This is a genomic window from Nitrosospira multiformis (assembly GCF_900111585.1).
In the GTDB taxonomy this organism is placed as follows: domain Bacteria; phylum Pseudomonadota; class Gammaproteobacteria; order Burkholderiales; family Nitrosomonadaceae; genus Nitrosospira; species Nitrosospira multiformis_B.
In genome coordinates this window covers 333,872-346,117 of record NZ_FOHI01000003.1, presented here as the reverse complement: position 1 = coordinate 346,117, position 12,246 = coordinate 333,872, and the positions used below count along the sequence as shown (strand labels likewise).

The following is a 12,246-nucleotide window of genomic DNA, read 5'->3' as shown; positions in this document are numbered from 1 at the left end:
ATGAGACGAGGTGATCTCAGGCTCTGGAGTGAGAATGCGGCCGTGCTGGCGAGCCCTCACCAGAAGTAAGGGAAGGGCTGACTGAACGGGTTTTTATAGAAGCATGTCCAAGCGAAAAGAGGTTTTCTCCCCAGCAAGGATGATTCCCTGCAGGGGAGCTGAACCTCTCCTACCATCAGTTGAAATCAGTTGAAATTGAATCGGATGGAACCGAAGGCGCTGAGAGGATTTCCAGGCAATGCCCCTGCAAATGTCGGATTGGTATAGTAGGTTTTATCCGTGAGGTTCTTTATGTTGACTGCGAGATCAACTTTTTTGATGCGATAAGATGCCGCCGCGTCAAACACGACATAAGACGGCACCTTGAGAAGATTCAGCGAGTCGGCATACGAATTTCCTTTATAGGTGACCCCGAACCCGAACATCAATCCGCGGGCAAGGCCGCTCTGTATCTCGTACGTCGTCCACAGATTGCCCATGGTGGTCGCGACTCCTACAGGCCGAGTTCCAAAGACACTTCTCGTAATGCCAAGTACGGAGTTGGTGGCAACATTGCCTGCCCGTGTTTCCGGATCCATCACCACGCCGTTACCGATGATGCTCCATCCGGCAATTGGGCGAAAGCCAAGCGATACCTCTACTCCCCGCGTGCGATCCTTCCCATCCGGAGTCGGGATGTTGCCGGAACCGGGCAAGGTGACGAAATAATTATTGCGGCTGGATTGAAACAGGGCCACGTTGAGATCAGCCTTTCCGTCGAAAAGCATCATTTTTGTACCCACTTCGATCTGATCCGAGGTTTCGGGTGCCGTGGAGAGCGCTTGCGGTTCGGTCGACAGATTGATGAAGGCACCGGTGCTGTAACCTGCGTAAAACGCGAGATTCTGGGTGGGCTGATACACACCACCCGTAGAGTAGGTAGTCATGGACCTCGTTTGCACTATTTCGCGATACCGAGTGGGTGATATAGCCGCTGTCGGGTTTGCCCTTTGCAAGCCTTTATCGCTGTAATGCACCAGGTCGTTGCGGATCCCGAGGCGAATCTTGAACTGCTCGCTCAGGTCGATCTGGTCCTGGGCATAAAACGAGACCTGGTCGCTGTTGATACGTCGATCGAAAGTAGGTGCACCCCTGACTGCTTCGTTGAGTGACGTTTCCACCACCGGATTAAAAATGTTTATGTCACGCAAGACGTAGGTCGAGCGAGCCGCATTGATGTCAACATTCTTGTATTCGAAACCTCCCAGAAAAGTATGCTTGACAGGGCCTGTGCTCGTTTTCCATATGAACTCATTCTGCAGTGTGGTATACCCAGCATTATCGAACTGCTGGTACGCGGTACGCGCCGTGCTCAGCCCATTCCCATCACCCTGATTGCCGCCGGCATTGCGCACCAACGCGAGTGTTCTGGCATCGTAGACGAACGCGGTACGCATACTCAAAGTGTCCGATATGGTCCAATGATGCGTCAAGCCAAGCCGGTTGATGGTATGGTCTGTCTTGTTGAAGCGGCTGTAATAACGCGTGTCGCGGGATACATTGGCGATATTGGAATTGACGTCAAAGAGTATCCCATAATTATCGGGCTTGATTTTGAGCTCGCGATGATCGTAGTCGATATGTAGCGTTTTATCATCCGCCAGTCTCCAGGTGAAGCTGGGAGAAGCCTCGACGATATTGCGTTCCAGACCACGGAACCCATCCGTGTGCTCCATATCCGCGATGAGACGTCCCGCTACATTCGGCAGATAAGGGATAGCGCCTGTCACGTCCATATAGCCGTTGCGTGTACCGAAACTGCCCAGCATGGTGCCTGCGGACAGCCCGAAGTTATACCGCGGCTGCTTCGTCACCAGGTTGAGGCTGCCCCCGGGACCGGCGACTCCGAACAGCGCGGAGCCCGGGCCTTTCAGCACTTCGATACGCTCGATGTCGTACATCGTGCGGAAATAGTTGTTCTGAAGGTTCCCGTCCGGAATATAGTCACGGAAAAAACTGAGCGCCAGGCCACGCGACGTAAAGCTGTTGGCAAATCCGTAACCACCGCCCATGAGTGGCTGCACGCTGCTGACATTGCGCATGGCGTCATTCATCTCGATGACACCCTGCTCCTTAAGGACGGACGCTGGCACGACGTTGACTGTCGCAGGGATGTCACGCAAGGGTGTATCTGTCTTGCTGCCGGTGCGGGCGACGTCCTCGATCGTTCCTGGGCGGACCCGCCCGGTAGTCACTTTGATCTCCGGCAGGGTCGCATTTTTTTCCTTTTCTTTCTCTGCGTCTTGAGTGGTCACTGCCTCTTGAGACGTCACTGAATTTTGGGCCGTCGCATCTTGAGCCCTCACGGGCAACGGCATCAATAACCATGAACAAAACATGGTTATAGGGACCAAAAAACGGGATGCGGGCTTGAATCTGGATAACTGTTTCACTTATAGCCTCTTTTAATTTTCTTACTGCTGGCTGGCTACAAGCACGAAGGCGTTGGCTGGCTGTGGATTCTTTTTCCCATGAAACTGGGCGGGAAATTATAATCAATTGGACATTTTTTTATCGCAATTCAGGGACCCCGTTCTAAAAAATAACGATCATGCCAGCGATAGCGTCGTCAGCATGAGGATCGCAGCAGTCGTCAGGGTTGTCCCAATCAACCCGGCTGCCATCAAGCGGGGGCCATGCAGGCGACTCCACAACAGCGTGCCCGTGATTGCCAGCACCAGAAGACCGCCTGCCAGTGTATCGGTGAGCAATATCCAGACATTGGACATTCCGCTTCCCTTGTGGAAGTTTGCCAGAGTCGCCCAGGCATTGGCCTCTTTCCGCTCGATATGCGTCTCGGCATCTCCTTTCCAGTATTCGGCGGTCACGCTGTGATTGGGTGCAAGGAGCGTAATACGCCAGTTTTCCGGCTGTATGACCTGCCCCCCTCCCCATGGCACCGGCCCCGCCGGTTTTTTCTGGGTGCGCGATTTTGCATCGGGCATTTTGAATTTTTCGCGTAGCCATGATTCCAGCGCCTCCGGTGACTCAACGCTGTTGGCAGGTGGAGTAAGTATTTCGCGGGTTTCATGCTGCGCCGCAAGGGGAATTTTCATTTCGCTGCGGTGATTCAGCAGAATCCCGGATATCCCGAATAGCAGGCCAAGCGCTGCGCCCCACAATCCCATCCAGGCATGAGTGCGGCGTAGCCAGACCAGAAAGCGGCCGCGCTTCATTCCCTGTGATAAAAAGAGGTAACCGCGTGGCTCCGTCACCACGGGACGCGCCCCCTGCCCTGCAACGTGAGACTCCATGCTCTGCGCAGTTGCAGAAGTTGCAGAAGCTTTGGGAGCTGCTTGCGCCCCGGATTGAACAGTACTCATTTATTTGTACAGGCTGCGTGTAATCTTGTGGCTCTCGACCGCGTATGCCTTGCCTTCGAACTCGCCGGGTTTGTGCATCTCGTATTTCGCTTCGATCACATACAGGCCCGGCTCGAGCAACGAGTAGGTCACCTCCCCCTTCTCATCCGTTTGCAGATGTTTCTCCCAGCCATTGGGGGCGATGACCACGATTTCGACCTTGGGGACAGGCTTTCCCAAGTAGGTCAGGCGCAGTGTGTTGCCGGATTCCTGGATATCGAGCGGCAGGTTGCCTCCGCTACCGAGACGCGTGTAGAGAAATCGTCTGTAGGTAGGAGACGGAATTTGCCCTTGCGGCTCGCGTATGGATTGCTTGAGCGCCTGCACCAGTACAGCGCCGTCCTGAGCCTCCTTACCTGCCGGTATCGCAAAATAATTATTCTCGCGCCTGACTTCGATGGGCTTTTCAACGCCTTTTGCGTTTACCACCGTCACCTTCGGTTCGATAATGCTATCGAGCCTGCCCGGCGAAGGCTCACGCAGATTTTCCGCGTATTCACCGAAATAAAGCCGGATTGCTCCGGCTTCTTTCTCAAGCCACAGCGCATGAGCTGCAACATCCAGGCTGAGCACACAGCCGATAATACCCATACTTGTAAAATGGATAAATTGCGGGAGTTTCATCGGGCTTTTCCTTTTCTATTATTTATCAGGGATTGGAAATGATTGAGTTGTTATAAGTATTTATCTTTCATCATTTTGCCGGCGCCACGTTCCACCGGGTAGACATTCCGGCCATCATGTGATCGTCGACGTGGCAGTGCAGTAGCCAGTTACCGGGTGAACGCGGAATCATGTCGACTGAGGTCATGCTTGCAGGAAGCACTTCCACCACATCCGTGCGGCGTCCATGATCGAGTACTGTCTGCGCATGCCAGTGCACGGTATGGTTATCCGTCTCGTTACCGAGTGCCACGACGTGCCAGCGCACGCGCTTTCCAATACCTGTATCGTAACCCTTGAGGTTGCCGAAAATGCGACCGTTGATGGTATGCTTCATCCCGCTTTCTTCCCCGTTCTCCTCATTGAAGATCATGAACAAGGTGGTGAATTCCTGATCCACATCATTCGGCGACGGATCGCGCGTCGATCTTGCCATGCCCTGCCGGGTCACAATGATGGTACCGACCAGGCCGAGATTCGCCTCTTCCTCTTCCATTACATGCGAGTGATACAGCCAGACGATCGAGGAAGGATCAGTTGGTCCGGGACCGGAAGCCTCATCCACAACCCAGGTATAAGTGAAGGATTTCCCCGGGGGCACTGCAGCCCCGATACCTGCTCCTGCGCTGGCGGCATCCGCGCCCTCGTTTTTCTTGTCATAAAATACGCCATGCGGGTGCATGGAAAGCGGCCGGTCGGTCTTGTTCAGAAAATGAACCTTGAGGGTGTCGCCCACCTCTGCCCGAAGCTGGGGGCCCAGAATTCCTGCCCACTCCGGCTGCACCAATCGCTCCTTGTAGCGCCCATCCTTGTAGCCAAAATAACGATACTTGGGATATGTCAGCGTTTTGCCCCACACTCCCAATCCATCATCGGGCTTGATCAGATTCTTCCCGGACGGCGCATAGTTCCAGGTAACTTTTTCCGCCGCAACCCAGTACTCCCTTTCCGCGGCCATTGCCTGCCCCACGTCGAAAAGTACAAGAAGACCAAGCAGCGCCATAACCCGGCCTGCATTGCAAATATTCATGTTTTTATAATACGAATGATAATCACTGCAAGATATCATAAAAATCCTGACCCGACCCCTACTAACCCCTACCGATTTCTACACCGTCAGGTCTGAATGTCCTTAATCTTAATAATCCTTAAACTGGCCCCTCTTCGGGGGAAGCTGGCGAACGTCTCCTTGATTGATCGGATTTACCCGGTGCGGGTGAGGTATACAATACCGCCAGAGTAGCGATACCTTTACGAAAGGTGGAAAGGTTTGAGCGATCCAACAAGACGCAGGGCTTGCCGGAACGCCCGCAGTAACGCTTGACGGTGAAAAAAGCAGTATGGTTTACGCAATCCAGGGGGCAGACAACCATGTCGGCATTGTCCAACAATACGGGCAAGTGATGTCCCGGGCCCTGAGGCATGTTCCTGTAGATCACCAGCTTACCGCCCGAAGCCTCCACTACACGGCGATATTCCGGATACAGAGCGGCGCGCCCCCCTACGCACAGAACGCAACGCCCTCCGATACCGGATCCCTCGCACGTGCCGTCTCCTTTTTCACCGGAAGCGACGGAGGGTGAATGCTCAAAAGAAAACGGCGCTGGCGGAGCGGATTCCTTGATCAGTGGAAATCTATCCGTTTCAGTGACTTCCTGTCCGACATGATTTTCGGGATCGACTCGATCGGGTGGGAGTGAATGAACAGGCTTGCTACCAGTCGGTCGCTTGTCGGCAGGTACGGGTTTCGATTTCTCGATCAAAGCCGATGATCGACCCAGTCGCGCTATCCGCGTCAGCCTTTCAGGGGTAAAAAAGGGATTGCTGCCCTGCGCCCTGAAAAATTGCCTGACAATCTCAACCAGATTTTTTCCGAGCAGCGATTGCAATATCTGCGGCGTCTGCTTGCGGTGGATGAATAAATTCGAAGAAGGAGAGGATTTATCCTGTCTGGAGGCTGCGGAATCGCGGTGCTCCGGTTTAAGCAGGGCAGAGGCGGGAACACAGAGATTAGCCAGCGATGTTGCCTTAAGCTGTTGCACAGCCCACTCCGGACAGGTCAGAAAGCTGGCTTGCCCTGTCGGGGCTGGCTGGCTAAAATAAAGGTTGCCGCTGGAAAAAGAAATCCAGCGGCACATAAACAAGTCTACATCTGGCTCTGCAGCCAGTTCTGGATACCCACCTTCTGCATCACATCCAACTGCGTTTCCAGCCAGTCGATATGCTCTTCAGTATCTTCCAGGATTTCTTTCAGAAGCTCCCGCGAAACGTAATCCTTTGCTGCTTCACACACGGCGATTCCACCGAGCAGCGTCTCGCGTGAAATCATTTCAAGCCTGAGGTCGCAGTCAACGCATTCCTCCGCTTTCTCACCAATCAAGAGCTTGCCCAGTTCCTGCAGGTTGGGTAATCCCTCCAGAAACAGGATGCGCTTGATGAGCGCATCGGCATGCTTCATCTCTTCTATGGATTCCTCATATTCCAGCTTGCCAAGCCTGTCGAAACCCCAGTTTTCGTACATGCGGGCATGAAGGAAATACTGATTGATGGCCGTCAATTCATGCTGCAATTGGCGGTTAAGCCACTGGATAATGTCTGCGTTGCTCTTCATGTATGCCTCCTCAGGCGAGATCTCGAATTAACGAGTGGGTTTATGTAGGATGGTGTTGAACCACGTTTTTCTGCATCAGTGCCTTTTCCAGGACCTCCTTCGCGTGGCATGCGCATATTCCGCACTGCTCGCTCACACCCAGACAAGTCTTTAAATCCCGCATCCGGTCGGCACCTCGATGAATGACGGCTTCCCGGATGGCGGTATCGGTTACACCTTTGCAGACACAAATATACATGATGAGCGCCCTAAGTCTACTATTCCCTGCTATTCGTCCAGTATTTCTGTTATTTGGTTAAAATGAGCTTACCGTTACGGGTACGCCGCAAGCGATATTGTTCGCCCTGATGCTGAATAAACACCTCATCACCGTGGGAAAACAGCGCATCGCTATAGATGCGTCGAGTCCGATCCAGCATGACGAACTTTTGTTTATCCGCGTTGGTTTCCGGAACTGTGAGTAACTTATCCATGGCGCCGTTTCCGCAGTTATTAATGAGAATGATTCGTATTATAGGCAACTTTGGGGGAAATGCAAGAAGTGAATAAAAAATTATTTCAATGTCCATTCGTGAATTGATTAGAGATGTTTAACATCTGTTTGAGCTTCCTCAGGCCAGCCCCCTTTTTTGAGTAAAAAGCGGCTCATATGTTTCGGGGCGCCGGGGGCAGCGAAGAATAGCGTTATGCTATGATGAACCCTGCTAGATGAGGGAAACGGTTCCGGACAGATCAACGGAGCTTGCGTACAGCGAAGCTCATTGTCGTACGCATGAGATTGACGTGAACTCCCAACTGGGGGCAATAATACAGATCGGACGAAATACCTTTAGGAAAATAAAGATAGCCCGGCATTTGCTGCGCCACTGAAGCCGCAGAAAACGCTTTTACCGGGTCAAGTCAGCTTGCTTCGCTACAGCCAATATCGCGCAAAGCTATCCCATGCGCTAAATGCAAAATTTTTCTGTTCTTCCACATGAAATGGCCGCAAGTCTCTGGCGCAACAGAGATTTGATTATCGCGCTTACCAAACGTGAAGTCATCGGACGCTACCGCGGCTCTATCATGGGCATGGCGTGGTCCTTCTTCAACCCATTGCTCATGCTCGTGATTTATACGTTCGTATTTTCAGTAGTATTCAAGGCGCGCTGGGGAGTGGGGGGAGAAGAAAGCAAAACGGATTTCGCGATTATTCTTTTTGTCGGCATGATTGTGCATGGCCTGTTCGCTGAGTGCATCAACCGCGCACCCGCCTTGATCTTGTCGAACGTCAATTACGTGAAAAAAGTCATTTTCCCGCTGGAAATACTCCCCTGGGTAGCATTCGGCTCGGCGCTGTTTCACACGGTTATCAGCGTTGGCGTGCTGTTGCTTGCGCAGCTCCTTATCAGCCATCAACTGCCCTGGACTGTGATCCTTTTCCCCTTGGTCCTGCTTCCGCTCATTTTTATTTCGATGGGCTTCGCCTGGTTTCTGGCAGCCTTTGGCGTATTTGTGCGCGATATCGGGCAACTCACGGGAATGTTTACCACCGTGCTATTGTTTCTTTCCCCCGTGTTTTATCCTTTGAGCATCCTGCCTGAAAAATACCAGGGTTTATTACAGCTTAACCCGCTTGCGTTCATCATCGAGGAAGGAAGAAAGGTGCTCGTCTTCGGACAACTGCCAGACCTGGGGCACTGGAGCATCATGACGATTGCCTCCTTGCTGATGGCGTGGGCAGGATTCGCCTGGTTTCAGAAAACCCGCAAGGGATTTGCCGATGTTCTCTGACACGGAAGATATCGCAAATGCTGTCAACCTTCCCTTATCCGAAACAGAATGTGGGAATCAGGCAGGAAGTGATAAAAGTGAAAGTGCAATGTCGAATTCCGGCAATTTTGCCGTTCGTGTTCAAAACATTTCAAAGTGCTACCAGATTTATGACGCGCCGCGCGACCGCCTGAAGCAGTTTGTCTTCCCTCGCCTGCAACGGCTGCTGGGCAAAACACCCAAACACTATTTTCGGGAATTCTGGGCCCTGAAGGATGTTTCCTTTGAAATAAAAAAGGGCCAGACGGTTGGCATCATTGGCCGCAACGGCTCCGGCAAATCTACGTTGCTTCAGATCATTTGCGGCACATTGTCGCCCACGAATGGATTGATAGAAACCAATGGTCGCATAGCTGCCTTGCTGGAACTGGGCTCTGGTTTCAATCCGGAATTTACCGGGCGAGAAAACGTATATATGAATGCCGCTGTGCTGGGTCTTACTAAAGAAGAAATCGAGGCGCGCTATAGCGACATCCAAGTCTTTGCAGATATTGGCGATTTCATTGATCAACCCGTAAAGAGTTATTCAAGCGGCATGGTCGTGAGACTGGCCTTTGCCGTCGCTATCAACGTCGCTCCCGATATCCTCGTCGTCGATGAGGCACTTTCCGTTGGGGATGAACTCTTTCAGCGCAAGTGCTTCTCGCGCATCGAAGCAATTAAAAAAAGTGGCGCGACGATCCTCTTTGTTTCCCATGCCGGCGCCACAGTTGTGGAATTGTGTGATCAGGCAATTCTCGTTGATAAGGGTGAGATACTAATTTCCGGAGCACCGAAAACAATCGTCGCGAAATACCAAAAACTTCTCTATGCCCCTGAATCCAAGCACGATCAGATCCGCAGTGAAATCAGGACTCCTTCCATTCCAACCTCACTCCCCTCATCACCGATCAGCAGTCACCATGGGGGAAAAAGTGCGGATGCTGGACTGGCGGAACCCTTCAACTCTGAAGAATTCTTCGACCCGCATCTCAAATCGCAAAGCACGATCAGTTATGAGCCTCGGGGAGCCATAATTAGATCAGCCAAGATTCTCAACCTGGCAGGCGATCCGCTAAATTGCCTGAAACGAGGAAATGTCTATTGCTTCAAATACGAAGTGTATTTTACTCAAGGGATACCAAACGTACGCTTCGGCATGCTCATCAAAACCGTCTCTGGAGTGGAACTGGGAGGAGGTGCATCGGCAGTCACGCCTGAGGAAAGCCTGCCTTATGCTGAGGCAGATTCAGCTTATCAAGTCGAGTTCCACTTTCGCTGTTCCTTAAACCCGGGCACCTATTATTTAAATGCAGGTGTAATGGGAGTTCATACTAGTGAAGAAACATATTTACACCGCTTGCTTGATATCGTCGTATTTCGGGTTTTGCCGGACACCGGAAACCTGGCAACAGGTATTGTCGACTTCGGTTGCCATTCCGGGTTTGAACAATTGTATAACCCTATCTTGAAAAAGTAGGGCGTGAAAAGAAATGGATGAAAATTTAGGAATTGAGCTCCTCCCGAGACAGGCTTCGCTACCGCAAAGCTGGGCGCTATTTGCCAAACCGGGATTCGATATGTCATGGCTAGTAGATCGCCGCCAACTTGGAATATGTGTTTAAGGTATGGTCCGAAATAACGTATTAGAAGCCAAACTTGATACGATGGAGAGCACTGGAAAGAAGCGGCTCATTGTTGTACTGGGAATGCATCGCAGTGGTACCAGTGCCATCACCCGCGGCCTGCAAGTGATGGGTATAGATCTGGGTAATAATTTGATACCGGCGATGGAAGGGGTAAATGACAAAGGTTTTTGGGAAGACTCAGATATTAATGCTTTTAACCGTGAATTGTTGAACTCCTTGGGAAGCGATTGGCATCATGTTGCGCCAATCAAATCATCTGATATAGAGACCTTGCTGAAAAGTTGCTATTTCACTCGAGCCGTCGAATTGCTCCATCAGAAGATTGATAAGCACACTATTTTTGGATTTAAAGATCCGCGTGTGACCAAGTTGCTGCCTTTTTGGAAAGAGGTATTCACCTATTGTCAATTTGATACTCGCTGCATTTTGGTAATACGCCATCCCCTTAGCGTTACAAAATCCTTAAATAAACGCGACAGTTTTGAGGCAGAGAAAAGCTATCTTTTATGGTTAGGTCACGTTATTGAAAGTTTGTCAGGTAGCATGGGCCTACAACGCGTGCTGGTTGATTATGACAAATTGATGAAATCTCCAGAACTTGAGATAGACCGGATTTCAAGACAATTTGATTTCAAAGTTGATTACGATGAACTGCATAACTATGCCGTTCAGTTTCTGGACAAGGGACTGCAGCATACAATTCATGATTTGAGTGAATTGTCATTAGATGAGGCTTGCCCCCTGCTCGTCCACGAGATCTATACAAAACTACTCGAGGTAGCTTCAGGCAAGATAAACCTTGATGATCCAGTACTATGTCGTCTGATTGAACAATGGGTTGAAGAATTTCAACGCCTCAAACCAGTGCTCACTCTAGTTGACAGATATTTTTCGAAGAATTTGGTTAACAACCAGATTATCGGTGAATACAGCGAGCAAATTAAGCATATTAATCAAGCTGTGGCTGAACGGGAAGCGGCAGTAATCGAAAAAGATGCAGCGATAACGGAGAAAGATGCAGCGATAGCGGAGAAAGGTGCGGCGATAGCGGAGAGAGATGCAGCGATAGCGGAGAGAGATGCAGCGATAGCGGAGAGAGATGCAGCACTGGCACGTGTCAATATTGTGCTTAACAGCAAATCTTGGCGCATCACCCACCCCCTACGAACATTTAAAAAATGGTTAAAATCCTCTCCATCTGTCCCCTGATTCCACGGCAAGCTAATACTGTTAGCAGACGAGCAACCTATCATTGAACACGATTAAGATATCGACGAGACAACACATGAAAACACAAGAATTGCAAGATCTTGCCAAACTTGAAAGTTTTGAAAGCAGCGACAAGGTATCTAACAAGACACCTATTTGGATAGATGATGAGCGATGCGTTATAGATGGGGTTGAGTTTGTACTATCGACGGATATAGATACCCTCCACAGTTCTCAATCTGCTCAAGATAAATTCCTTCTCGGGAAGCACCGCTTAATGGTGGACGATATTTTTGCCCTGAAAGATCGAGAAGATATCAAGCGTATCGTTGATATCGGTATTTTCAAGGGTGGCAGCATGGCTTTATATGCTCTGGTATTTGCGCCTGAAAAATTAGTGGGAATCGAATATTCAACAACACCTCAAGAGTCCCTGGAAAGATTTATTACCCACCGAGGTCTACGAGAGCGGGTGCGAAGCTATTATGGAACAAACCAAGCCGATGGCGAACGTATTCGCGAAATTATAAAAAGCGAGTTCCCCGATGAAACACTCGACCTCGTCGTTGATGACGCCTCGCACTTTTATAGGGAAACACGCGCGTCATTTGAGATGTTGTTTCCTCTCTTGAGACCCGGTGGAACATACATTATTGAGGACTGGGGGTGGGCCCACTGGCAAGGAGATTTGTGGCAAAAATCACAAATCTTTCCAGCTGAGATGCCATCCCTGACAAACCTCCTTATTGAAATTTCGATGCTTTGTGCCGCGCGGCCTGATCTGGTCGCGAATGTCCAAATCGAGCCATCTGTTATAAAAGTACGCCGTGGATCTGCAATATATAAAGATGACACGTTCAAACTCGACGTAGCTTGCCTTAATCGCGGCAAAACTTTTTTGCCTGTCATGTAGTTATAACGT

General features: G+C 50.6%; 12 protein-coding genes. 4 read left to right on the top strand and 8 right to left on the bottom strand.

Annotation, left to right across the window (positions count from 1 at the left end; genetic code table 11):
* Positions 1-185 precede the first annotated feature (185 nt).
* The 8 genes from BMW46_RS06965 to hemP form a co-directional block, all read right to left on the bottom strand.
* On the bottom strand, positions 186-2,294 hold the full coding sequence (locus BMW46_RS06965; RefSeq protein ID WP_256376987.1) for a TonB-dependent receptor: 2,109 nt from the start codon (positions 2,292-2,294) through the stop codon (positions 186-188).
* A gap of 294 nt (positions 2,295-2,588) precedes the next feature.
* Positions 2,589-3,362 carry a PepSY-associated TM helix domain-containing protein gene (locus BMW46_RS06960; RefSeq protein ID WP_074706432.1) on the bottom strand — a complete coding sequence of 258 codons (774 nt, stop codon included), beginning with the start codon at positions 3,360-3,362 and terminating at the stop codon, positions 2,589-2,591.
* A complete protein-coding gene (locus tag BMW46_RS06955; RefSeq protein WP_074706429.1) occupies positions 3,363-4,025 on the bottom strand; it encodes a hypothetical protein in 663 nt (220 codons plus the stop codon).
* 70 nt (positions 4,026-4,095) lie between these two features.
* On the bottom strand, positions 4,096-5,094 hold the full coding sequence (locus BMW46_RS06950) for a multicopper oxidase domain-containing protein (protein ID WP_256376986.1): 999 nt from the start codon (positions 5,092-5,094) through the stop codon (positions 4,096-4,098).
* Positions 5,095-5,212: 118 nt separating this feature from the next.
* Positions 5,213-6,106, bottom strand: coding sequence for a DUF2325 domain-containing protein (locus BMW46_RS06945; protein ID WP_177171048.1), 894 nt, complete (start codon positions 6,104-6,106; stop codon positions 5,213-5,215).
* A gap of 104 nt (positions 6,107-6,210) precedes the next feature.
* Positions 6,211-6,675 (bottom strand): bacterioferritin, encoded by a 465-nt coding sequence (gene bfr, locus BMW46_RS06940; protein ID WP_074706424.1) that lies wholly within the window; start codon positions 6,673-6,675, stop codon positions 6,211-6,213.
* Between the two features lie 40 nt (positions 6,676-6,715).
* A complete protein-coding gene (locus tag BMW46_RS06935) occupies positions 6,716-6,913 on the bottom strand; it encodes a (2Fe-2S)-binding protein (RefSeq protein ID WP_074706422.1) in 198 nt (65 codons plus the stop codon).
* Between the two features lie 49 nt (positions 6,914-6,962).
* Positions 6,963-7,148: a hemin uptake protein HemP gene (gene hemP / locus BMW46_RS06930; protein ID WP_081350792.1), complete on the bottom strand. Its 186-nt coding sequence runs from the start codon at positions 7,146-7,148 to the stop codon at positions 6,963-6,965.
* A gap of 478 nt (positions 7,149-7,626) precedes the next feature.
* Here hemP and BMW46_RS06925 point away from each other — a divergent pair, with 478 nt between their 5' ends.
* The 4 genes from BMW46_RS06925 to BMW46_RS06910 all read left to right on the top strand — a co-directional run bounded on the left by BMW46_RS06925 (position 7,627) and on the right by BMW46_RS06910 (position 12,237).
* Positions 7,627-8,448: an ABC transporter permease gene (locus BMW46_RS06925; protein ID WP_074706420.1), complete on the top strand. Its 822-nt coding sequence runs from the start codon at positions 7,627-7,629 to the stop codon at positions 8,446-8,448.
* Positions 8,438-9,946 carry an ABC transporter ATP-binding protein gene (locus BMW46_RS06920; protein ID WP_081355709.1) on the top strand — a complete coding sequence of 503 codons (1,509 nt, stop codon included), beginning with the start codon at positions 8,438-8,440 and terminating at the stop codon, positions 9,944-9,946. The genes BMW46_RS06925 and BMW46_RS06920 overlap by 11 nt, the downstream gene beginning before the upstream one ends.
* A gap of 148 nt (positions 9,947-10,094) precedes the next feature.
* Positions 10,095-11,324, top strand: a complete 1,230-nt coding sequence (locus tag BMW46_RS06915; RefSeq protein ID WP_074706417.1) for a hypothetical protein — start codon at positions 10,095-10,097, stop codon at positions 11,322-11,324.
* Between the two features lie 76 nt (positions 11,325-11,400).
* Entirely contained in the window at positions 11,401-12,237 is an 837-nt protein-coding gene (locus BMW46_RS06910; protein WP_074706414.1) for a class I SAM-dependent methyltransferase, read from the top strand.
* Positions 12,238-12,246: the final 9 nt, after the last annotated feature.